Below are 22,473 nucleotides of genomic sequence, written 5' to 3' on the forward strand. Positions count from 1 at the left end.
TGGCAGGCTTATGAACTTTGCTGCCTGGCCATCGCCGCCTTGGCCGCGCGCAGCCGGCGCACCTCTTTAGGGTCTGCCAGCAAGGGCCGGTAAATCTCAATGCGGTCACCCGGCTGCACAGCGCGCACATCTGCGTCGGCGACTACCTTGCCGAATATCCCCAATGGACATTCAGCCAACACCAACTGCGGAAATTGCGCGGCTATTCCCGACGCCTGCACCGCCGCCCTCAGGCTTGAACCCGACGGCACCGTCACCGCCAGCAAGACCTGGCGATCCTCGGCGGCGTACACCACTTCAATCTCAACCATGCAGTTGTTTGGCCCGCTGACAGAATGCGTCCACCAAGGTGTTGGCAGCCTGATTGAACAAAGGTCCCAACGTTGCCCGCACAATCGGCCCCGCGTAATCAAAGGACAGGTCCAGGCTGATTTTGCAGGCCTTGTCAGTCAACACCTTGAAGACCCACACCCCATGCAACTGGGTAAACGGGCCTTCCTGCAGATTCATTTCGATAGATTGCCCAGGCACCAGCACATTGCGCGTAACAAAATGCTGACTAAGACCGCCCTTGGCCACCCCGACACTGGCAACCATGTGCTCATCACTGCTCTCCAGCACCTCGGCGGTGTTGCACCACGGCAGGAATTCCGGGTAACGCGCCACGTCGTTGACCAGGTCATAGAGCGCCTGCGCCGGATAAGGCAATAAAGCCGAACGTTGAATATGCGTCGTCATGTGAGCGTTACTTCCACTGCTGAGGCAAACATCGCGAAAGAACAGCCCAATCCGCGAGAGAAAAAAACCAAAGAACTGCCGGTATTGTCCGGGATTCGTCCAACACGCTCAAGCACGCAGGTTGACCGTAGCCGACACGCTCGCAACTCCCTATAATGCCGCCCCTATGGCTAAACAAAAGAAACACCCCACAGGGACCATCGCGCAAAATAAAAAGGCGCGACACGATTACTTCATCGAACATCGGTTCGAGGCTGGTCTGGTCCTGGCCGGCTGGGAAGTAAAAAGTCTGCGCGCCAGCAAACTGCAACTGGTCGACAGTTACGTATTGCTCAAAGATGGCGAGGCATGGCTGCTCGGCAGTCATATCACCCCGCTGACCACCGCGAGCACCCACGTGATTGCCGACCCGGTGCGCACGCGCAAGCTGTTGCTCAACGCGCGCGAACTGGAAAAGCTCGCTGCCGCCGTACAGCAGAAAGGCTATGCCTGCATCTGCCTGTCCTGGTACTGGAGCAAGCACCTGGTCAAGTGCGAGATCGCACTGGGCAAGGGCAAGAAGGAATACGACAAGCGCGATACCGAGCGTGAACGCGACTCCAACCGTGAGCTGCATCGCGCCGTGCGTAACAAGGGCAAGGAAGAGTAATCCTTGTGACAATGTAGCCTTGGGTGGCTCACCCCAGGCTACATGCCTTTACGTCGCTCCGCCCGCGCCACGCGCTGAACTTCCTGACGCACCTCCTCCAACACTTCCTGCACATACAGCAGGTGACGTGTTGAAACTTCGCGTGCCTGCTCGGCCCGCCCCTCGATAATCGCCAAGTACAAATCCCGGTGCTGACTGATCAGCATGTCGCGGGTTTCCGTACGCTGCTGGTACATGCCGCCGATGTTGGTCACCACGTTACGCTTGAGCAGATCAAACAGGCCGCGAATGGTGTGCAGCAACACTGCATTATGGCTGGCCTCGGCAATGGCCAAGTGAAACCGCGCATCCGCCGCGCCCTCCTCCACCCGGCTGACCTCATCAACCCGCGTGTAGCAATCCTGCAACGCCTCAAAGGCGGCGGTCAGCCGCTCACGGTCAACCTCGGTGGCGCGCTGCGCCGCGTAGTAAGCACACGAAGCTTCTAAGGTCTGGCGAAACTCCAACAAATCACGCTGGGCCTCGGGGTTATTTTCCAGCAGGTGCAGCAGCGGATCGCTGAACGTCGACCCCAAGGAATCCGCCACATAGTTACCGCCGCCCTGGCGACTGACCAGCAACCCCTTGGCCGCCAGCTTCTGGATCGCCTCGCGCAACGACGGGCGCGACACGCCAAACCGCTCAGCCAAAGCGCGCTCGGCCGGCAAGCGCTCGCCTGACTTGAGCGTACCCTCAAGGATCATGCCCTCAAGCTGCTCGACAATATCGTCAGACAAACGGCGCTGACGCACCTGATCAAACCCCATAACTCACTCTCCACAATCCCGACCACTCGCCGGGCCCTCTATTCTGGCCTATCGCCGCGCTTGCGGCACCTATCAGAACGCCTTCGATTGATCAGACCAGAACACTCCACCCGCGACCTAAGACCAAAGTTTCGCGAGCGGCAAATTGACACACCCCATCCAAGGCTTTTACTCTAGCCGACAGCGACTGTAAATTGGTATTACCAATTACCCAGGCTGACCAAACAACAACAATCAGGGGCCACCCCATATGCAAACCTGGCAACAGCTCTACAGCCCTCTCGGCAGCCTCGGCCTGTCCGCATTGGCCGCGGTTATTCCGATCGTTTTCTTCTTCCTGGCCTTGGCTGTGTTTCGCCTCAAAGGCCACGTCGCCGGTAGCATCACCCTGGCGCTGTCGATCCTGGTAGCGATCTTCGCCTTCCAAATGCCCGTGGACATGGCGCTGGCCGCCGCCGGTTATGGGTTTGCCTATGGCCTGTGGCCTATCGCGTGGATCATCGTCGCGGCCGTGTTCCTCTACAAACTGACGGTCAAGAGCGGCCAGTTCGAGATCATCCGCAGCTCGGTCCTGTCGATCACCGACGACCAACGCTTACAGGTCTTGCTGATCGGCTTTTGCTTCGGCGCCTTCCTGGAAGGTGCAGCCGGTTTCGGTGCACCCGTTGCGATCACTGCCGCACTGCTGGTCGGCCTGGGTTTCAACCCGCTGTACGCCGCAGGCCTTTGCCTGATCGCCAACACCGCGCCCGTCGCCTTCGGCGCCCTGGGCATCCCGATCATCGTCGCCGGGCAAGTCACTGGCATTGACGCATTCAAGATCGGCGCCATGACCGGCCGCCAGCTACCGCTGCTGTCGCTGTTCGTGCCGTTCTGGCTGGTGTTCATGATGGACGGCCTGCGCGGTGTTCGCGAAACCTGGCCGGCAGCCCTGGTGGCAGGCCTGAGCTTCGCCATCACTCAGTACTTCACCTCCAACTTCATCGGCCCGGAACTGCCGGACATCACCTCGGCCCTGGCCAGCCTGATTTCCCTGACCCTGTTCCTGAAAGTCTGGCAGCCCAAGCGCACCGCAGGCGCACAGATTGCCGGCGCCACCTCAAGTACAACGGTTACCGGCAGTGTCGGCGGCTTCGGTCAACCACGCCAAACCGTCGCGTCGCCCTACAGCCTGGGGCGGATTTTCAAAGCCTGGTCGCCGTTCCTGATCCTGACCGTGCTGGTTACCATCTGGACCCTCAAGCCGTTCAAGGCGATGTTCGCGGCGGGCGGCTCGATGTACAGCTGGGTGTTCAACTTCGCGATCCCGCACCTGGACCAACTGGTGATCAAGGTCGCCCCCATCGTCACCAACCCGACGGCGATTCCAGCCGTGTTCAAGCTGGATCCGATTTCAGCCACCGGCACCGCGATTTTCTTCTCCGCGCTGGTTTCAATGCTGGTGTTAAAGATCGACATAAAAACTGGTCTGACCACTTTTAAAGAGACCGTCTACGAGCTGCGCTGGCCGATCCTGTCCATCGGCATGGTGCTGGCGTTCGCCTTCGTCACCAACTACTCCGGCATGTCCTCGACCATGGCGCTGGTGTTGGCTGGCACCGGCGCTGCCTTCCCATTCTTCTCGCCCTTCCTCGGCTGGCTGGGGGTTTTCCTGACAGGTTCCGACACCTCGTCCAACGCCCTGTTCAGCTCGCTGCAAGCCACCACTGCGCATCAGATCGGCGTCAGCGACGTGCTGTTGGTCGCCGCCAATACCAGCGGCGGCGTGACCGGCAAGATGATCTCGCCGCAGTCGATCGCCGTCGCCTGCGCCGCCACCGGGCTGGTGGGCAAGGAATCCGATCTGTTCCGCTTTACCCTCAAGCACAGCCTGTTTTTTGCCACCATCGTCGGGCTGATCACGCTGGCGCAGGCCTACTGGTTCACCGGTATGCTGGTGCACTAAAGACCTGCACGTAATAGGGTAAGAATCGACGCCGGACAACCATGCCGGCGTCAGCTATTTCTGGAGGACCGATGAGCCTGCCTGCTGCTTTCCTGAGCGACGCCGCACAACTGATCCCGAAAGATCGTCGCTTCGACGATCCACTTTCCACCCTCGCCTTCGGCACCGACGCCAGCTTTTACCGACTGATCCCACAGCTGGTGATTCGCGTGGAGTCGGAAGACGAAGTGGTGGCGCTGCTGCAACTGGCCCAGCGTGATCGCGTGCCCGTGACCTTCCGCGCGGCGGGCACCAGCTTGTCCGGCCAAGCCATCAGCGACTCGGTGCTGATCGTGCTGGGTGACAATTGGAACGGCCGTGAGATTCGCGGGCAAGGCACACAGATCCGCCTGCAACCTGGCGTGATTGGCGCCCAGGCCAATGCGTGGCTCGCACCGTTCGGGCGCAAGATCGGGCCGGACCCGGCGTCGATCAATGCCTGCAAAATTGGCGGCATCGTCGCCAACAACGCCAGCGGCATGTGCTGCGGCACCGCGCAAAATACCTATCACACCCTCGCGGGTATCCGTTTGGTACTGGCCGATGGCAGCCGCCTGGACACCGAAGATGCAGCCAGCGTCGCTGCCTTTCGTGAACAGCACTGTGCGCTGCTTGAGCGCTTGGCAACACTGGGCCGCGAGACGCGGGCTAACGCTGAATTAGCCGCCAAAATCCGCCACAAATACCGTCTGAAAAACACCACCGGCCTGTCGCTCAATGCCTTGGTCGATTTTGATGAGCCGCTGGATATCCTCAGCCACCTACTTGTGGGTTCCGAAGGCACTCTGGGCTTTATCAGCGCAGTGACTTACGACACCGTGATCGATCACCCGAACAAAGCCTCGGCGCTGATCGTGTTCCCGGATGTCGAGACCTGCTGCAACGCCGTGACCGTGTTGAAATCCCAACCGGTCTCGGCCGTCGAGTTGCTGGACCGGCGCAGCATGCGTTCGGTACAGGACAAGCCGGGCATGCCTGCTTTCGTACAGCAGCTATCGGAAAATGCCTGCGCGCTATTGATCGAATCCCGCGCCGCATCGCCGTCATTGCTGCACGAGCAACTGGCGCTGATCATGGCGGCCCTGGCGCCCTTCCCAGTGGAAAAACAGGTCGACTTCACCGAAGACCCGGTCGAAAACGCACGCCTGTGGGCCATCCGCAAAGACACCTTCCCCGCCGTCGGCGCCGTTCGTAAAACCGGCACCACGGTGATCATCGAAGACGTGACCTTCCCGGTCGAGCAACTGGCCATCGGCGTGAACCGCTTGATCGAGTTATTCGACAAACACCACTACGACGAAGCCATCCTTTTCGGACATGCCTTGGAAGGCAATCTTCACTTTGTGTTCACCCAAGGCTTCAACAGCAGCGAAGAAGTCGCACGCTATCAAGCGTTCATGGACGACGTCGCGCAACTGGTGGCGGTGGAGTTCGGTGGCTCGCTGAAAGCCGAGCACGGCACTGGCCGCAATATGGCGCCGTTCGTTGAGCTGGAATGGGGCAGCGATGCCTATCAGTTGATGTGGCAGCTAAAACGCCTGCTCGACCCCAACGGCATTCTCAACCCCGACGTGGTGCTCAGCGAAGACCCGCAAATCCACCTCAAGCACCTCAAACCATTGCCCGCCGCCGACGAGCTTGTGGATAAGTGCATCGAGTGCGGGTTCTGCGAGCCGGTGTGCCCTTCCAAGGGCCTGACCTTGAGCCCACGCCAACGCATTGTGATCTGGCGCGACATCCAGGCGAAGAAGCGCGCGGGCGTCGACACCACCGAACTGGAAGCGGCTTACCACTACCAAGGCATCGACACCTGCGCCGCCACCGGGTTATGCGCCCAACGCTGCCCTGTAGGCATCAATACCGGCGACCTGGTGAAAAAGCTGCGCGCCCGCGACGCCGACCGTACGAAAACCGCCGACTGGCTGGCCAGCCATTTCGCCACAGCACTGCAAGGCGCACGTTTTACTCTGCATGTCGCCAATGGTGCGCGCATGCTTCTGGGCGCGCCGCGCCTGGCCAAGCTGTCAGCCACGGTGACCAAACTGTCCAAAGGGCAAATCCCTCAATGGACCAGCGCCATGCCGCAGCCGGAGAAAGCTATCCGCTTCAGCCCGGCCGTGACGGATGAGCGACCTCGCGTGGTCTACCTGGCGGCCTGCGTCTCACGCGCCATGGGCCCTGCGGCGAGTGATAAAGAACAGATGTCGTTGTACGACAAAACCCGTGGCCTGCTGGAAAAAGCCGGTTACCAAGTCGTCATCCCCGACAACCAGGACAGCCTGTGCTGCGGCCAGCCTTTCGCCTCCAAAGGCTATGCCGAACAGGCCGAACACAAACGCCAAGAACTGATCGGCGCCCTGCTTCACGCCAGCCGTGGCGGCCTCGACCCGATCTACTGCGACACCAGCCCCTGCACTCTGCGGCTGGTGCAAGACCTCGGCGAAACGCGCCTGGACCTCTACGACCCGGTACGGTTTATCCGCACCCACCTGATGGACCGCCTCGATTTCACGCCCCAGGAAGCGCCCATCGCCGTGCACGTCACCTGCAGCACTCAGCACCTGGGTGAAAGCCAGGCATTGATCGATCTCGCGCGACGCTGCTCAAAAACCGTGGTGATCCCGGAAGGCATCCACTGCTGCGGCTTTGCCGGCGACAAAGGCTTTACCACGCCGGAACTCAACGCCCACGCCCTGCGCTCGCTCAAGGACGCCGTGCAATATTGCAGCGAAGGCATCTCCACCAGCCGCACCTGCGAGATCGGCCTGAGCCAACATGGAGGCATTGATTACCACGGGCTGGTGTACCTGGTGGACCGGGTAACCCAGGCGCGGGCGCTTTAATCAGCCAACAAAACCGAACCCCTGCGTGCCGGCGTAGTCATCTGCATAGGCCTCGGTGAACGAGGCTCATCAGTGATGTCGCTGGCAGGCCTTGAACGCCAGCAGCGTCGAGCCCTTTTTCGCAAGGAGATACCCTATGAAGCGTTCCGCTCTTGCTGGCTTGTTTATTACCGCTGCGATGATGGCCTCCCCGGTGTTTGCAGCCGGTAAAACAGACGAGCTTTGCCAAATCAACCTGGACAAAATCAACAACGGCAAAGCGCTACTGGCCACCGACACCAGTGGTAAAAGCGGCGAAATCGACACCGCCGTCTCCCAGGCTAAGGCTGCCCACGCGGCCGGCGATGACAAGAAGTGCATCGAGATCACCTCCAAAGCCATCCAGGACTTGCAGAACAGCGAGAAAGGCGGCCAGTAAGCCCCTGACGCGCTCGCGGCCAACCTTCGGGTTGGCCTTCTGCGAACGTTTGGCGTACACTGCACAGGCTTGTCACTCACTAAGAAACAACGAGTTACAAGCACGGGGCCGTTTAGGATTCGACGCCGGTCGCGAAACTTTAGGTGCATGCCGAGTTGGTAACAGAACTCGTAAATCCACTGTTGCAACTTCTTATAGTTGCCAATGACGAAAACTACGGCCAGGAATTCGCTATCGCTGCGTAAGCAGCCTTAGACCTGAGCTTCTGGTACCTTCGGGTCCAGCAATCACCAGGGGATGTCTGTAAACCCAAAGTGATTGTCATATAGAACAGAATCGCCGTGCAGTACGTTGTGGACGAAGCGGCTAAAACTTACACAACTCGCCCAAAGCACCCTGCCCTTCGGGTCGCTGAGGGTTAACTTAATAGAAACGGCTACGCATGTAGTACCGACAGCGGAGTACTGGCGGACGGGGGTTCAAATCCCCCCGGCTCCACCAAATAAGCTATACAAATCAGGCACTTAGCGCATCTCGCAAGTGCCTTTTTTGTGCCTGAATGGTTGGTTTTGGCTCGGTTATGCCAGCTTAATGACAGCATGCATCTTATGAAGGAGTTCAAATGACAAGGATTTTCCAGCACCACGAAAACGTCTACAAAGCTGCAGACTCGGTTCAGAGGCACGGGTACGCTGCCATTGAGGGGACTCTGTCAACTGCAGTCCCGTACTGTAAAAGGGTGATCCATGTGCTTTCCGTCTACAAGGAGGTTCTCGCAAGGATGTCCTACCTCAATGTCCCAAAACAGGGGTATTTGTACTTCGTCTACGATGGCAGCAAATTTACGTTGGAAGAAGTCGAGCCCCGGATTCTGGCGGTGGATTTGCGGAGCTCACTATGAATTGCGCGCCCCTGATGCAGCACGTAGGCCTCATGATTCGCGGGCTATGTAGGCTTCCGGCCTAAAACTCTTCGGTGAGTTAGCGCCTGAAAAGAGCAATGAAACCGAAGTAGGTTGAGGTAATTTTAGACAGCTTGGAAAACATATCCTGGCCGGCGGTTAGGCCGGAGAATACGAATGCCTTGAGCTACCCTGCAACGTATGATGTTATTAAACCTTGCGAGTAGCCTGGACAACCTGCTCGTACCACTCACTCACTGGATGAGCCGCCGAGATGCGAGTCGATACCGCATATCATATGAATAAAACAAGCTTCAACTTTGCAGACCTGTTCGAGTCGCCTCCAATCACCCTGCAGAACGAGATGTGTGCTTATGAGTCTCTCTGGCTGGGCCAAGGGGCTTGGTTTGCCAACTTGGCCGAGCTTTTCCGGACCAACCCTGGAGCGCTCCCCTCCGAGCTTGTTCCTGAGGAAGAGGTCTCTCGCACCCGGGCTATGCTTATTGATCTCCTTGGCGAGGAGCGACTACGGACAATTGGCATTCGCGTAAACGGTGCCGGTGAATACCCCAAAAAATTACGCGATGCCGACCACCCGGTAGAGGTTCTCTACTACGAAGGCAACTGGGAGCTAGTAGAAACTCCGTCCGTTGCGATTGTCGGCACCCGCTCTCCTAGCGATGACGGTGCAATAAATGCTGGGCGAATTGCGCATTCCCTATCAAAGGCTGGCTACACAATCGTTTCAGGGCTAGCCAAAGGAATTGATACGGCGGCTCACACGGCGGCTATAGCTGCCGGCGGCAAAACAATCGCCGTAATTGGGACACCACTGACCGACACCTACCCTAAAGAAAACAGGGCTCTCCAAGAAGAGATTGCCAAGCGTTTTCTGGTCATATCCCAGGTACCGTTCCTTCGATACCGAAACCAGAACTACCGCACAAATCGGCTGTTCTTTCCCGCTCGAAACGTAACGATGTCTGCGCTTACCCAAGCCACCATTATCGTCGAGGCAGGAAACACATCAGGAACCCTGGTGCAGGCCCGAGCAGCCCTTGCTCAAGGTCGAAAGCTCTTCATTTTGGAAAGCTGCTTCCGTATGGCAGAACTAACTTGGCCTCAGCGCTTCGAAAAGCTCGGAGCGGTAAGAATCAAGAATGTTTCTCATCTCATGGAAGAGCTGAATATTGATGCGACTCTCAATTCTTGATCCCGCAGACTTCAGGTTTTTGTCGAACGATGATAGTTGTGCGCACTACGGTGAGTACACGTCAGGGGGCGGTTTTGGGGCCAGCGAAACAAACCAACAAATCTTCAATCTGAAGAAAAGCCCCACCGTATCAGTTGCACAGCTTCGCTGGAAGACCAAGGCAATCTCGTACTGGGGAAATGTAATTCTGACCTCGGCAGGCTTGAACCTAGATGTATGTGCAACCAATGTAACCTTCGTACCAATACCGTGCTCCAAGCCTGTGGGGCATCCCGAATATGATGATCGGATGCTCCAGGTCATGCGGTATGTAGCTCAACGAAAGCCCGGTATTGACGTTCGACCACTCCTAATACAGTCGGAGGCTAGAGATGCACAACATCAAGGCAATCGCTCAGAACCAGAGGGGTTGGCGGCAACACTGCAATTGGATAGAGCCTTTCTTCAAATCCCTCTGCGCCCCACAGTAATAGTTGTGGATGATGTCATAACACGAGGAGCGAGCTTTTCCGCTGCAAAAAGCGTCATTGCAGGGTTGCCTGGTGTTCAGGCAGTGCATGGAATGTTCCTGGCCAAAACAGTTCACCCTCCTATCGAGTGGCCAGACTTTGACGACGATGAAGATGCACTGTAGAGCTCATTTCTCAATAGCCCTGACGTAAGCCTGGCACGCCCGCAACGCGATCAGTCCTTGGTCGCCGTAGTCGGTGATGCCGATAATTCTTTGAGCATGCGCTGGATCAAGTTGGGCTCTACGGGGTGCATGAACCAAGCCGACGGCGCCGGCGGCGGTAGGCACGTTGCAGCCACTGGCTGGACGTCGGCGGGGAGGACTGACAGCTGCACATCAGCGGTGACCAGGCGATCGCTTAGAACACCTTGGTTGAGTTGTTCGGCGCGAGCCTAGGCTGAAGCCGCGTTACTGATCGCCGCCAAGTCTTCCTAGTGCATGCCAGCCTGGATTGCGAGCTTCCCGCCGTAACGCCTATCCCGAATTTTCCAGGTGTCGCCGGCGGTGATTGCCATCGCCAGAAGGATTGCCTCCAGGAACTGCCCGGGAGTCATGATTGGAATCCGCTTAAAAGAAGCCGGAACTTATCCGGCCGTTGAACGCTTGGCGGCTGTAAGGTTGAATCTTACTCGACGTCAGATTTAGATTGATTTTTCTGCTTTGGACGGCGTTTGGTTTTTTTTAAAGCGCCATCCTTCACTGTAGCTTCTTGCCCAATGCTTTCCAAACGCTCAGCTTCATCAACTTCGCCTTCTTCTCTAGCGGCGCTTGCGAAGTCAGCGGCGGGTAAGGACCACATGCCGTGCACGCTTCGAGCCGTCAAAGTAGATGTCATTTCTCGTATAGCGCCATAAAGTATTGTGTAAGCAGCGTGCCTCACCACTCTAAAACGATCCGACCCAGAGTGCTGATCAGATCTATATCTGATCAAAGCCATGGCAGTTATGTCTACATCATATGGAAGATCAAATCCATCTTCCTGGGTACTTTTAACAAGACGGAGATTTAATGCTACGGAGAAATTTCTTGGATCACTAATTTCATCTTCAGGGTAACCAAGCTCAACTTTACGCGTAAAACGACTACCTTTATAATCAAAAGCAATTTGAAGGAGTTCATCAGAATAGTCTCCGAGCCAATCAGGATTGGAATCAACTCTAACCTTCAAAAAAAATACTTTCTCAACCGAGAGCAAAGACGGCTTCATTAGAGCGCTCCTCCAGCTCACCAGCGATTTCCAAAAACAATTCATGATTCAGGGAAAAAACTGCGTAATCATTGTCGAAAGTATCTTCGCCACATGTCCTTTTAACCTTACCGGTCACACGAACAGGTCTAACCTCATCAGAAAAGCTGAAATTCAACTTCTCTTCTACGGCACTGGCAAGCAAGTACAAAGTATCGATCTTAAGATTTTGGTCCCCTCTGAGCATCCTGGATACATTCGCCTCACTGACTCGGAGACGAGCGGCCACATCAGAGTTACGAATACCTTTTTCAATCATCAAACGTCGAATTTCGAAAACTGGTGCAGCGCGACGAGTCGAACCAAAAATCTCCATATCTTCAGTGATCTGTTCCGCGACACGTTCGTTATTCATCATACAACCTCAAATAAAAACCATTAATTTCGAATCTAGAATTTCTTTAATTATATCTTCAGCATATTTTTTGGTCTCAGGAGCCGTTTGCATTTGATTTTTATGCGCAACCTCTAGAACGAACAGAAGGCGACCAAGCTTCCCGGTATAGGGGTACACATAAATCCTATCCTTCTTTCCACGCTTGAGCTCCTTTAAATGGTGTTGAGAGTTTTTATAGTCAAACTTAAATGCAGTCTTATACTCCACCAAGTTTTGCGCATAAAAACTACCAAAGTCTTCTAATGCGATAGCCTCAAATAAACTTTGAACCATGACCAGAAAGCAGCCCTTTTTTCCATTATCGTCCACCTCCTTCTTTATAGAACGAACCAGATGAGTTTTATCTGGATCGTTACCGGCCCCCATCACCAACACTGGCGTCCAGATTGGCTGGTTCGTGATCCTAGGAGCTTTCGCCGGATCGATCCTGGCCGCCTCCAGAAGATACGTCCGTGTGAGTGTCCTTAGCTTCATGCTGCGCCTCTTATTAACACACAGGTTAACTCTCACTTAGCCATTCCGCAAGAAGTGTTAGGAAGATAACTCGCGGTTTAGATTGGATCCACAGCGCAATAGCAAATCGCCACCTGGAGCTAAATTATTGACGCCGACCGCATCGAAAATCGCTAATGAAAAAGCTTATAAATCAATGATAAGTGACTACGTCCCCTTGAAACTCCCGCATGCTGTCCGTTTCCACTCTCTAGAACCGATTTCTGAAAACTACTCACTCATTGATCCTATTGGACAGATGCCGGAGGTTCCTTCTCGGAGCTTTCTATGGCTCCGGCTGGCTGCTCGCCAGCCACTTCAAGTTGCTCAGCGTCAACCTTATTGTCGGTTTGGCGTTGCATTTCCGCCTGATGCTGAATCTGACGCCAGCGCGAAATCTGGCGGTCGACCGCCTGATCGTAATCTAGGGCAGACATTTTGTATTGCGGGAAGTCTTGCACGGCATCCCACGCGGCCTGATCGAGGCGCAGCACATCGCGATGCATGGTGTAACGAAGCTGGTCGCGCAGAATGGCCTGAACAACCCCAGGAAACACATCAGGCGCAGTATCCGTCGGCAGGCCGATCAGCTTCATTGAGGCGTCAAATGCAGCTGCCTTTGCGGTGAGTGGCGTCTGGACGTCCTGCAGCGTTCGGCAATTTTGGACCGATTGATCCACCATCGCGCGCAGCGATATGCAGTCAATCTGGGCACCCGTGAGTCGTTCACTTTTGTCGTCCAGCAGCTTGGCCATGGTCTCGTAAACATGAACCGTCGCCTTGCTCGCAGCCTTCGCTACAGTTGAGCCGCACGCAGGGCATGCGCCGTCCTGGCGCTGTCCCTCGGGGCCGAACCAGCCGCAATTGCACGAGCAAAGCCCCTGCCCGGCCAACGGCAGTGGATTCAGCGAGCGGATTGGCTCTCGCTCACCTGGCTGCAAGCGGTCTGGGTCGGTGAAAAGTGCCGAGTCTGGAGATTGTCCAGGCATCTGGAATACCTATTGGATGGGGCCTCACGGCCGGATTAAATGGGGTGCGGCCCCTCTACATGTAGGCCGCTATCAATCAACTGGCGAGCTGTTCCCGTTCCTGGGTGAGTTTGGCCAGTTCCTGCTGTTTGCGCTCGGCACTCATTCCGCCGAGGCGCACCGCTGCCATTTTGGCGTTGATGGACTTCACCGTTGGCTTCGAAGTCCCAGACGCCACCGCCTTTGCGGTGTCGCCAGCCTTGAGCCAGGCCTTGAACTCCGGCATTTTCATCTCGGTGACGTCGCCCACGCTCCAGTCCTTATCGAAGTTTGACTTGTAGGCTTTGATCGCCGCCGCCTGGCTGGTGTAGCCCAGCATGACCTTGTGCTCATCAAACTTGCCTGAGCTTTGGTCTTTCTGGTCTACGACGAACACCCGCTGGCTGAAAGGCTCAGGACCGACGTACACGTCAACCTGGTCGCCATCAGCACCGGTGGTGCGCTTGATGTAGCCGTAATGGTCGGACATGGAATGAGACCACTCCTTGCCGTTCCCATCGAATCCTTTGCGCTCAGAGCCGCGTGGGTTCTCGATGGCGATGTTCAGCCCTTGCAGCTTGATATGCCCTTTGCGATAGTTGCCAGCTTCCTTCTGGGCACTGCTCGGCTCAGGCAGATCGTTGTCCGGAGAAGTGGCAGCGCTCCGGGCGGCGAGGTCCAGCGCCTGGGCGGGTGGCAAAGCCGCTTGATCGTCGCCAGCCTCCGGCAGAACGTCACCAGGCTTGGCGCCAGCCTTGTCGCCATATTGCTCCGCCTGGTCCTCATGCAGCTTTTCAGCATAAGCGCTCGCGCTCTCGGGATCTTTGAACATACCGAGGTGCTTACCGGTGCGCTGATAAGTCTGGATCGCCTCGTCGTCCGACATGATCCTGCCGTCATCGCTGACTGTCGGGATGAGCACCTCCTTGCCATCGATGCCGATCGACATTGACCGAACGGTGCTGATCGAACCGTCAGCGTTCTTGACAGTGGGTCTGGCGTTCAGGTCAATGTTGCCCGCAGTGATTTGCCCTGCCACGGATGCAGGGGGTGCGTGATCAGCCCCAGGCGCGGCGACGGCGGCGGTGCGTGGCGCCTCGGGCGGGGTTGGTTGTTGTTTCGACTCATCGCCGCCCAGGGCCGAAACCACAGCACCTGGCGCAGCTACCTGCGAGGGAGCCTCGATCGCGGGCATCGGCTGAACGTCTTGAGCCTTCGCAGCAACTTCGGGCTTGAGCAACCGGTCCGCCACAGCGTCATCCGAACGAGCGTGCAGTCGATCACGGGTGCCTTTGTAGCCGGCCGCGATAGTCTTACCGGTCAATGCCAAGAAGCGCCCGCCCATAAGATCAGCAAGCGCTCCGCCCGCCCTTTCCACCGCCCCGCTCTCATCATCAACTTCGGCCATTCGCCGAGCGGTAGCGCTATTACCCGTTGCCCGTTGACGGAGAGCAGTCGACGCCACCTCCTGATCGAGCAAGGTGTTCCAGCGGTCCCGCGCAGCCTTACTCGGCAGCATTGCGCCGATTTTCTCGCGCATGTTCCGTGAGTTCAGATCTCGAACAACATCCGAATAGGTGCTGGTCTTGCTGCCCATTTTGCCGATCACAGACGAAACCGCGCCGGTCGCGAAGCCTTCCCGGTCAGCGGGCGACATTCTACGGAACGTGTCTGCGAACTCCTCGGGACTCATCTTTTGGTTGAAAATCAGATCGCGCCCTTTCTCCGTTGCCCCCATATAGCTGGAGTCGTCAGACCAGACTTTCCGTGCTTTGGAATAGGTGGGACTGTGCTCATCCATGATGCCGAGCAGCTTGTTTTTGATGTTGATAATGTCGCCTGCCCGGCCCTTCTCCCCCGAACGCATGAACGCGCCAATCTGGTCATCGAGGTTTTTCTTCATGATGTCCAGGTCGCCGGTGCTGGGCACGTCCTTGACAGTAAACGTTCCATCGTCGGCCAGATCCACAAACTTTCCGTAGAACGGGCGGCCCTGGTTTCCAGCGCGCGTCTTGGCATCACGGAATGCCGTCTGCATAGCCGGGCGGGCCATTAACTCCTCAAGCTCCTTTGTCCAGGGCACCGGCTCCTTGTAAGCCTGCTCGTAGAGAGGCGCTGCCGCCTTGGCGCGCTCTTTCATCGTGTCCTCAAGCGCACGGTAAGCACTCCGACGCTGTTCTGGCGTGCCGCCGGCGGCCATATCATCGGCGACCTTCGACATCGCATCGCCTTCACGGGAGCCCGGCGCGGGTGGCTGCCAAACAGTCATCTCCTTGGAATCGGACATTGCCACCGGTTTGTCACGGCCACGGCCTGCGCCGGTCAGCTTGTACAATTGCTCAGCTACGCGGTCCGGTTGAGCTGCTTGGCGCTCGTTCAGCGCAGGAATGATCTTGGTGCGTCCAGCGCCAGGCGTATTCGCTACACGCTCCAGGAGGCCTGCTACGTTCTCACCCCCAGCGTCAACGGGCAGCGCGGCCGGGTTTTCTTCACGCATGGCCTGAACCCGACGCTGCCACTCCTCTAGACTGATGCCGTCTCGTTCCAGCGCACGCTGAAGTTGACGGTTCGCCGAATTCTCTGATGAAGTCAACGCGCGTTTGACGGCGCCGGCGGCTACTGCTGCCGCAGGCAATGCGCCGCCTACAACGCCCCCGAGTGCCGCCCCTTCCACTGCGCTAGGAATGCGGTCAGCGAGATCCCCCTGGCCTGATCCCAAACCATACAACCCGCCGTAAGCCGAACCGGTGGCTGCCGACCGACCAATAACTTGCGCGGTCGTGGGAGCGGTCGCTGCCGAAGCGCGAGCCGCCAGGCCAGGCAAGGCAGTGGTACCGCCGCTGGCAAGCATTGGAACAATGCCGCCGACTAATCCGCCGCCGATATTTGCAACCGGATGCTGGTCACGGGACGCCGCATCAAGATTGCGCTCGCCCGCGACGTTCTGGTCATATCGCTCCCGCCAGGTCTTGCCTGGGTTGCCGGTACCGACCAACGGCTCCAGCGTTGCTGCGAGGCCGCCGGAAATTTCGTCAGCAAACCCGAAGGTTAGGCCGTCATTCAGGCCTCGCAAACCCGCCCGAAAAGCGCCCACCTCTGGTGCTGCAGGCTTCTTCGGTTCGTCCGCGGCGGGCGCGCTCATCTTGGCCATCCGGGAGAACACTTCTTGAGCCTGCTCCGGGGTGGCTCCATCGGGCATCTCGAAACGAGCAATACGGCCGTCCGGCATCTCAAACTTTGCGATTGGCATGACTTGCTCCTTATTCAAAGCCGAGGAATTTGGCGCCGTGCGGCAGCTCAGCGGTTGGCGCTTTCGAGGATGTTGCTGGCTGACTCGGCCGCGCTCCAACCGAAGGCATGCTGAGACCACGCTTCTGATCGACCTGCGGAATGACCGTGCCAATGTCCAAAGGCTCCGCGCGGGCGTTATGCCGGCGCTGCTGGATCATGTTGGTTTTGAGCTCCATTGCCTTTTCGTTCAGGGCGCGGATCTCAGTCAGACGCTGCTGCACCAGCGCGGGATCGTTGATGTTGGTGATGAGCTCATTCCAGGCGCGCTGGGCATCTCCATCCGTCTGCACACCAGCATTAAGCCTAAGACTGGCGTTGCGCAATTGCTCAAGTGTCGAGTTGAGCGAGCCGTAGTTCCTCGACTCCTCGGTGCTCATGCCCATCGCGTTGCGCGCCGCTGCGAGTTTGTTATTGACCGGGCCGAGATTGAGCTTCCCGGATGTGATCTGCTCGCCGATCTTCGACAACTGATCGTTCATGGTTGATGCGGCGGCGATCGCCTCCAGATCCTTGTCCTCGGCTTTTTGAACCGGAGCCGCAAGGGGTTTGCTCAATTGGTCTTTCGGGGCCAGCCCCATTTGCTGACCATATTGCAGCGCGGCCTGTCTGTTTTCAGGAGTGTTGAAGACGCCGCTCAGCAGCTTGTACCCGGACACACGGTCCACCAACTTCTCAATGGGCACCTCGAGCACTTCGTCGTCAGCATCGTTTGCCGTGCCACGGTTCTTGGTCATGGGCGCGGTGTATTTCTTCCCGTCATCACCGGTAACTTCGAGCTCAAATACCACTGTGCCCTCGGTCTGGCCGGGCATCACTTGAACAATGCGTTTTTTGCCGCCGCCACCCTTCTGGATATCGGGACCGAACACCCGGTTTACAGCATCCAAAGCTTCTGGGGCATTGGAGTTGAGCTCTCCGGTAAATACCTTGCCCGCGGTGGCTACGTCGCTCTGCATCGCGGGAGAAAGGACGTGGCGGGGGTCCATCCATGGGTTGCGCTTGAAGACTTCGAGGTCGTTATCATCCAGGTCACCGCCGGCGGCGATCTTGGCATAGGCCGATTTCGCTGTGAGCGCATCCTGCTGCTGCATCTCAGCTTTGTCTTGTCGACCAATCTGGCGAGTCAGCTGCTGTTGCTGAAGGTCAAAGCGCTGATCCTCGCGCTGCATCCTCGCCGCCGCCTGCCGTTGACCGGCCACCTGAAGGCCGTAGGTTGCCTGGAATTGGCGATCCTGGCGCGCAGCGTTACCGGCATCGCGCTGGTGGAGGTACTGACGCTGGGCCTGGGTGTCAGTGTAGTTTCGCTGATCAGTTTCCCGGCGATACGCCAAGTCGTCTTTGCGAAGGCCCATCTCCTGTTGCTGGATCTCGCGACCATACTGGCGATCTTCTGCCTGCTGGGCAAGTTGAGCCTGCTGGAGTGCTCGCTGGTCCTTCTGTGCGAGGAGATTGCTTACCAGGCCAAAGCCCTGGGTGAAGCCATCCATTCCGCCACGGGTGTCTAATCCGCCTGCCATTTGTTGTCTCCCGACAATAATATGATCCAGGCCGCGTTTTGATATACGGCCCGATCAAAGTGTACTTAAAAATTGCTTAAAAAGAGCGGCGACTGAATCAGCGTCGTGTTTTCGTTCCGCATCGACCAAAAGTAACTGTCGCTGTTTGCCGGTCGCAGCATCTCTCATTTTAAGCCAGTCATGGAATCGAGGGTCGGCATTTATAGATGCGTAATTCGGCACTCTAACTGCGAGCGCGCTATAGAAATCTGGCGATGGTGTTTTCGTCGTTCTATCCGAAGCAACTCTAGCCTGGACATTCGCGCCCTTGGAATCAGACCACCCGAGATTTAGCATACAACCGCGGTAAATATCGGCTCTCGCTTGAGAGGCTGCCCAGGCATTTCCTATTTGCATCCCTTGAGCGAAGCCATTTCCAATGTTTTCGTTAGACAAGGGTGTTACATAACTTGTTGCCTGATAACTTGTACTCGTGCCTCGATACGGGTCGTATACCTGTCCGTAGGTCTGAACAGTGTAAGGAGCGGGCGAGGTCTGATACTCGCGAATCTCGGGCATCCCTACTGCTCCGAATGATGCGGACTTGCAATAGCCATTATCAATGTCGAACTGTCGCTTCGCGGTATCTTCCGGGATATAGGAGTTGTGCCAAGTAGTGCAACTTGAAAGCAGAGGACCAATTAATGCAGCGAGCAAACCAACTTTCAAAGTCCGATACATCACTGAATTCCCTTCGTGTGATTGCGGCGGGCCACGCGACCCAAGTGATAGCACTTTGAGTTTACCCGGCAACGCCCTGACGTCCAATCACATAAACGAACCAGCGATGTAGCCAATCCCCGCTCCGATAGCCGTACCAACAGGACCAAAAGCCGAGCCCACCATTGCTCCAGTGGTAGCCATCCCTACCTGGCTGGATTGTGTATTGGCCTTGGACTGCTGATTCATCTGGTCCTCAGCTATCTTGGCCTGTTGCTGCTGCTGGGACAGCTGCGAGAGACCCTGCATCGCCTCCCCCTGCATTTCCTGTTTCAGTCCGATCAGTCCATATCCCATGATTTAACTCCCCGGTTTCAACCCACTGAGGCCCATCCCGCCGGCCATGATTTGCTCTTGCATGTCGCGCGCCGAAACACGGGCGTTGTTGCTCGCGTCGACGGTTGCTGAAGCTCGACCCAGCTGCATTTTTCTGTCCTGCGCCGCCTGCTGAGCGGGCGACAGCATCAGGCCCATGCCTTGCTGCTGCATCTGCAGCCCCTGAGTTGCACTATCAAACGTTTTATTGACTGCGCTTGAGGCAGTCGCAGCTTGTTCGCCGGCGAATGACTCGCTGGTGGCGATGTTGGCCAACTTGTCGACATAGGGTTGGAATCGGGCTTTCCAGTCGTCCCATTGGGAGCGGCTCAACTGCCCCAGCACCGTAGAGGCGCCTTGTTTGCTGGCGAACGCCGCATTCGGATCGACGTAGTAGGGCATTATGCGTAGCTCCGGAAGTTGGCGCCGCTATTGACGCTGTCGTAAACATTCCCGCTCAAACCTTTCGGATTGAGGACAGTCGAACTGGCCGCAGTGGTCTTGGCTGGAGCCATGTTATTGAGGCCATATGCAGCACCACCAGCCACGGCACCCATGGCCGCGCCAGCGAGCTGCAGGTTCGCCGATTTACGGTTAAAGCTGGTGAATGCAGCAGCTTGGGCATCTTGAGCCGCTTGGTTGGCTACGGTGTTCAGGCCAGCCTGGGCCTGAGAGGATTGCCCCTGACCGATCGCTGCCACGCTGCTGAGCCCGGCGATTTTCTGCCCCTTCTGCTCAAACTGTGCCCGAGCCATCGTGTCACCGCCGGCGGCCCCGACACTGGCAGCCAAGTCACCCTGGGCACCGATGGAGCGGCCACTGTTTGGATTAAGGCCGTACTGCTGAGCCATGCCTTGGTCGACCTGCTTCAATCCCGATGCCAGTGCTTGTTGAGTTCCCGCGTTCGCCTTGCCGCGGACGTAGGCCATGCTCCCGGCCGAATCCATGTCATCCACGCGTTTCATGTACGCATTTTCAACCGGAGCCAGCCTTTCCTGGGCGTAGTTCCACTTTTCCGCAGCCACTTGAGCGGCATACTTCTGCTCAGGCGTGTCCTGTATCGAATTGTCGGTTTTGCCCCCACCGCCACTCATTGTGCACCTCCCTTGATTAATTCCTGGTTGTAGGCGGAAAAGGTCTCGTCATGGAAAAATCGACGAATGCCGGCGGAGACCTCTGCCATCCAGGCGCTTCCGCCGATGAGGTAGGCGCACTGCACCACCAGGCCGGTGAGCTGGTCGCGCAGGACATATGCCAGGCTGCGACCGTGGTGGTCTCCGTCTCGCTCGAGGGTGACGCTATCGCGCCAGTCCTGAAGCGCCCCGGCCATGAGCGGGCGCACGAAGTGCTCGAAATGTCGATAAAACGGGTTGATGGGCAATTCAATCAGCGCCAGCCAGAAGGCCTGGTACACGTCGTTGGTGGTGAGCGGCTTATCACCGTCCACGATGTCATCCAAGGTCTGCGAAATAGAGAACAGCGTCTCGCAGAACCAGATGGCATCGCCGTTGCCCTTGAGTACCCGGGCGAGCAATTGCTCTTGTGTTTCACTCATTGATAAGCCCTCACGCGAAAATTCGTGTCAGATCCGCCTGACGCAGTTTGATAGTTGCATCCTGGCCGGTGCCGGGTTTGAAGATGATGGACACACGAAGCTTGAGGCTTGTGGGGGCCTCCGCCAGCGTCAGCGCCTGCGTGACGAGCGTTCCGGCTATGGTTCCAATTGGCATGGCGTTGACAAGTTCCTGGTTCTGCCCGATCTGGGCAATTGTGGTGCCGCTCGCACTCACCCCTACGATTTGCAGCGCAACCTGCAGCACGCTCGTGTTCACGCTGATGAACTCCCAGCCGGCCACAGCGCGCAGCCGCTGCCCAACCGCCAGCTTCGACACGTCCACCGATTGCTCAAGGGTCAGTGTCGGCGTGGTGCCGCTTGGCATGCCGGTAATTCGCAGCACCTGTTTGAACCCAACATCTGCCGCCTCTTTCGAAGCCGCCACGGCCAGGCCGTTGAGATCCGAGCCCAGCAGGGTGCATGAAGAAGCCAGCAGGCCGGTGGCGTTGCTGCCATCCCCCAGCAAACCGTTCGTGCCGGTGAGAAGGGAATTCGGGATCAGGCTACCGCCGGGCACCAGCACTGCGTCGAACGCAACATTTGCTGTAGGGAGGATTGCGGGAAAGGTAAAGAGCCGTTTCAGCATCTCGGCGACCTTGCGACCGATGATGCGCGCGCCGGCCGGCGTTGGGTGGAGGCCGTCGCCGGTGAGCCCACCAAGCGGCCAGTAATTCGAACCTGACGCGGGGTCGACCATCTCGTCCCACGGATTTACCACCAGCACGCCCAGGCTTGGAGCGATATTCAGATACCAGTTATGGATAGCGAAGTGGTTCGCGGTCTGCTGCGCCGGCAACCCCACATTCGCACCGATGATCGGGGTCTCGGCGACGGCAATGACAACCTTGCCCCGCTTGATCAGAGCGGCGTACATATACTCAACGTTCCGGATCGTCTGTTCCAAGGACATGCCTTTGATACGGTCATTGCCCGTGCCGAAATGCACCATCACGTCAAACGAAGCGCTGTTGGCCAACACGTCAGCCTCAAGTCGGGCGAGCATCTGTGAGGTGGTGTTGCCGTCGATGCCTTTGTTCAGGTTGAGCGGGAATGCCGCCAGACCGCCGGATTCCGAGACCGCCCAGTCTGAAAACCCGACGTTTCCCTTTGTGCATTGGAAAACCCGGCTGTCCCCCAACACCAGCACGTCAGTGAGCAGGGGTTTGTAGAGCCTGGCCAACGCCTTTTGCACAGCACCATCAGCCAGCACACCCTGCTGCGCCGTCGCCGCCTGGATATCGCCCGGGGTGACGGTGAGCTTGCCGTTTTCATCCGGGGTGACGTCATTGAGTCGCTTCACCGTTCCAGCCCCACCACCACCGCCGCCGCCAGTGCCCGCAATAACTGCAAGCCTGGCCGGGCATGCGGCCATGGTGACAGTGCCGTACCGGTCGGTTAGTGGATACTTTCCGTCTTTGTTCGGCCCGCCGGTAGCAGTCCCCGAAGCCCAGTCGGCGAACTCGGCCAGGCTGACCTGCCTGTCCTTCAGGAACTCCTCTACTTTCTCAAGGAGATCGCGCACATTTTGGGCGGTGGCAAAGCGAAGCAGGACGTAGGGTGCGCCATTTATCGCCGCCACAGGGCCCGCATCGAGCGTCAGCCGGCTGTCGGTTTCCACCGTAACCAGCTCAAAGCATTGACCGCTTGGAACCACCAGCACGTCGCCCCTGGCCGCGTTCGACAGCCAGGCGGTGCCCGCGCCGGTTGCAATTACAGCGCCCGCGGCGATGCTGACCGTGCCAGCGCGGTAGATATGAGTCGTAGCCATAAT

23 protein-coding genes, 1 other RNA gene and 1 pseudogene are annotated in these 22,473 nt (G+C 57.6%); 9 read left to right on the forward strand and 16 right to left on the reverse strand.

The window, feature by feature from the left end; translation table 11 throughout:
- Positions 1 to 8 precede the first annotated feature (8 nt).
- Entirely contained in the window at positions 9 to 311 is a 303-nt protein-coding gene (locus K0P33_RS27560; protein WP_094951699.1) for an RnfH family protein, read from the reverse strand.
- On the reverse strand, positions 304 to 738 hold the full coding sequence (locus tag K0P33_RS27565) for a type II toxin-antitoxin system RatA family toxin (protein ID WP_094951698.1): 435 nt from the start codon (positions 736 to 738) through the stop codon (positions 304 to 306). The genes K0P33_RS27560 and K0P33_RS27565 overlap by 8 nt, the downstream gene beginning before the upstream one ends.
- A 166-nt stretch (positions 739 to 904) precedes the next feature.
- On the opposite strand from K0P33_RS27565, the gene smpB reads away from it, so the two are divergent.
- Positions 905 to 1,387 carry an SsrA-binding protein SmpB gene (gene smpB, locus K0P33_RS27570; protein ID WP_003176160.1) on the forward strand — a complete coding sequence of 161 codons (483 nt, stop codon included), beginning with the start codon at positions 905 to 907 and terminating at the stop codon, positions 1,385 to 1,387.
- A gap of 38 nt (positions 1,388 to 1,425) precedes the next feature.
- Here smpB and K0P33_RS27575 read toward each other — a convergent pair whose 3' ends face one another.
- Complete coding sequence (locus K0P33_RS27575) at positions 1,426 to 2,193, reverse strand: FCD domain-containing protein (protein ID WP_094951697.1); 768 nt, start codon at positions 2,191 to 2,193, stop codon at positions 1,426 to 1,428.
- A gap of 250 nt (positions 2,194 to 2,443) precedes the next feature.
- On the opposite strand from K0P33_RS27575, the gene K0P33_RS27580 reads away from it, so the two are divergent.
- The 7 genes from K0P33_RS27580 to K0P33_RS27610 all read left to right on the forward strand — a co-directional run bounded on the left by K0P33_RS27580 (position 2,444) and on the right by K0P33_RS27610 (position 10,186).
- Complete coding sequence (locus tag K0P33_RS27580; RefSeq protein ID WP_242152596.1) at positions 2,444 to 4,138, forward strand: lactate permease LctP family transporter; 1,695 nt, start codon at positions 2,444 to 2,446, stop codon at positions 4,136 to 4,138.
- A 71-nt stretch (positions 4,139 to 4,209) separates the two neighbouring features.
- The gene (locus tag K0P33_RS27585; protein WP_242152599.1) at positions 4,210 to 7,020 is read left to right on the forward strand and encodes an FAD-binding and (Fe-S)-binding domain-containing protein; all 2,811 of its coding nucleotides are present in this window, start codon (positions 4,210 to 4,212) and stop codon (positions 7,018 to 7,020) included.
- A gap of 136 nt (positions 7,021 to 7,156) precedes the next feature.
- The gene (locus K0P33_RS27590) at positions 7,157 to 7,438 is read left to right on the forward strand and encodes a hypothetical protein (protein ID WP_094951694.1); all 282 of its coding nucleotides are present in this window, start codon (positions 7,157 to 7,159) and stop codon (positions 7,436 to 7,438) included.
- A 104-nt stretch (positions 7,439 to 7,542) separates the two neighbouring features.
- Positions 7,543 to 7,939, forward strand: a transfer-messenger RNA (tmRNA) gene (gene ssrA, locus K0P33_RS27595).
- Positions 7,940 to 8,060: 121 nt separating this feature from the next.
- Positions 8,061 to 8,339 (forward strand): hypothetical protein, encoded by a 279-nt coding sequence (locus tag K0P33_RS27600; RefSeq protein ID WP_242152603.1) that lies wholly within the window; start codon positions 8,061 to 8,063, stop codon positions 8,337 to 8,339.
- 298 nt (positions 8,340 to 8,637) lie between these two features.
- Complete coding sequence (locus tag K0P33_RS27605; RefSeq protein WP_242152606.1) at positions 8,638 to 9,552, forward strand: DNA-processing protein DprA; 915 nt, start codon at positions 8,638 to 8,640, stop codon at positions 9,550 to 9,552.
- Between the two features lie 19 nt (positions 9,553 to 9,571).
- Positions 9,572 to 10,186: a hypothetical protein gene (locus K0P33_RS27610; RefSeq protein ID WP_242152609.1), complete on the forward strand. Its 615-nt coding sequence runs from the start codon at positions 9,572 to 9,574 to the stop codon at positions 10,184 to 10,186.
- Positions 10,187 to 10,189: 3 nt separating this feature from the next.
- Here the strand turns inward: K0P33_RS27610 and K0P33_RS27615 are convergent.
- The 7 genes and pseudogenes from K0P33_RS27615 to K0P33_RS27645 all read right to left on the reverse strand — a co-directional run bounded on the left by K0P33_RS27615 (position 10,190) and on the right by K0P33_RS27645 (position 17,587).
- Positions 10,190 to 10,617 (reverse strand): annotated as a pseudogene (locus K0P33_RS27615) (lysis protein).
- A 71-nt stretch (positions 10,618 to 10,688) separates the two neighbouring features.
- Positions 10,689 to 11,270, reverse strand: a complete 582-nt coding sequence (locus K0P33_RS27620; RefSeq protein WP_242152613.1) for a hypothetical protein — start codon at positions 11,268 to 11,270, stop codon at positions 10,689 to 10,691.
- Positions 11,245 to 11,664, reverse strand: coding sequence for a helix-turn-helix transcriptional regulator (locus K0P33_RS27625; RefSeq protein ID WP_242152616.1), 420 nt, complete (start codon positions 11,662 to 11,664; stop codon positions 11,245 to 11,247). The genes K0P33_RS27620 and K0P33_RS27625 overlap by 26 nt, the downstream gene beginning before the upstream one ends.
- 9 nt (positions 11,665 to 11,673) lie before the next feature.
- On the reverse strand, positions 11,674 to 12,180 hold the full coding sequence (locus tag K0P33_RS27630; protein WP_242152619.1) for a hypothetical protein: 507 nt from the start codon (positions 12,178 to 12,180) through the stop codon (positions 11,674 to 11,676).
- 266 nt (positions 12,181 to 12,446) lie between these two features.
- Positions 12,447 to 12,953: a hypothetical protein gene (locus K0P33_RS27635; RefSeq protein ID WP_242152622.1), complete on the reverse strand. Its 507-nt coding sequence runs from the start codon at positions 12,951 to 12,953 to the stop codon at positions 12,447 to 12,449.
- A 310-nt stretch (positions 12,954 to 13,263) separates the two neighbouring features.
- Positions 13,264 to 16,455 carry a hypothetical protein gene (locus K0P33_RS27640; protein ID WP_242152625.1) on the reverse strand — a complete coding sequence of 1,064 codons (3,192 nt, stop codon included), beginning with the start codon at positions 16,453 to 16,455 and terminating at the stop codon, positions 13,264 to 13,266.
- Positions 16,456 to 16,465: 10 nt separating this feature from the next.
- Positions 16,466 to 17,587: a hypothetical protein gene (locus tag K0P33_RS27645; protein ID WP_242152628.1), complete on the reverse strand. Its 1,122-nt coding sequence runs from the start codon at positions 17,585 to 17,587 to the stop codon at positions 16,466 to 16,468.
- A gap of 12 nt (positions 17,588 to 17,599) precedes the next feature.
- Between K0P33_RS27645 and K0P33_RS27650 the strand changes: the two genes are divergently transcribed.
- Entirely contained in the window at positions 17,600 to 18,001 is a 402-nt protein-coding gene (locus K0P33_RS27650) for a hypothetical protein (protein WP_242152631.1), read from the forward strand.
- 66 nt (positions 18,002 to 18,067) lie between these two features.
- Here the strand turns inward: K0P33_RS27650 and K0P33_RS27655 are convergent, their stop codons facing one another.
- From K0P33_RS27655 to K0P33_RS27680, 6 genes are all read right to left on the reverse strand, one after another.
- Positions 18,068 to 18,733: a hypothetical protein gene (locus K0P33_RS27655; protein ID WP_242152635.1), complete on the reverse strand. Its 666-nt coding sequence runs from the start codon at positions 18,731 to 18,733 to the stop codon at positions 18,068 to 18,070.
- Between the two features lie 87 nt (positions 18,734 to 18,820).
- Entirely contained in the window at positions 18,821 to 19,069 is a 249-nt protein-coding gene (locus K0P33_RS27660) for a hypothetical protein (RefSeq protein WP_242152637.1), read from the reverse strand.
- Positions 19,070 to 19,072: 3 nt separating this feature from the next.
- Entirely contained in the window at positions 19,073 to 19,489 is a 417-nt protein-coding gene (locus K0P33_RS27665; RefSeq protein WP_242152639.1) for a hypothetical protein, read from the reverse strand.
- The gene (locus tag K0P33_RS27670; RefSeq protein ID WP_242152642.1) at positions 19,489 to 20,181 is read right to left on the reverse strand and encodes a hypothetical protein; all 693 of its coding nucleotides are present in this window, start codon (positions 20,179 to 20,181) and stop codon (positions 19,489 to 19,491) included. The genes K0P33_RS27665 and K0P33_RS27670 overlap by 1 nt, the downstream gene beginning before the upstream one ends.
- Positions 20,178 to 20,642, reverse strand: coding sequence for a hypothetical protein (locus K0P33_RS27675; protein ID WP_242152645.1), 465 nt, complete (start codon positions 20,640 to 20,642; stop codon positions 20,178 to 20,180). Before K0P33_RS27675 ends, K0P33_RS27670 begins: the two co-directional genes overlap by 4 nt.
- Before the next feature lie 10 nt (positions 20,643 to 20,652).
- On the reverse strand, positions 20,653 to 22,470 hold the full coding sequence (locus K0P33_RS27680) for a GDSL-type esterase/lipase family protein (protein ID WP_242152648.1): 1,818 nt from the start codon (positions 22,468 to 22,470) through the stop codon (positions 20,653 to 20,655).
- Positions 22,471 to 22,473: the final 3 nt, after the last annotated feature.

This window comes from Pseudomonas sp. ArH3a (genome assembly GCF_022648765.1).
In the GTDB taxonomy this organism is placed as follows: domain Bacteria; phylum Pseudomonadota; class Gammaproteobacteria; order Pseudomonadales; family Pseudomonadaceae; genus Aquipseudomonas.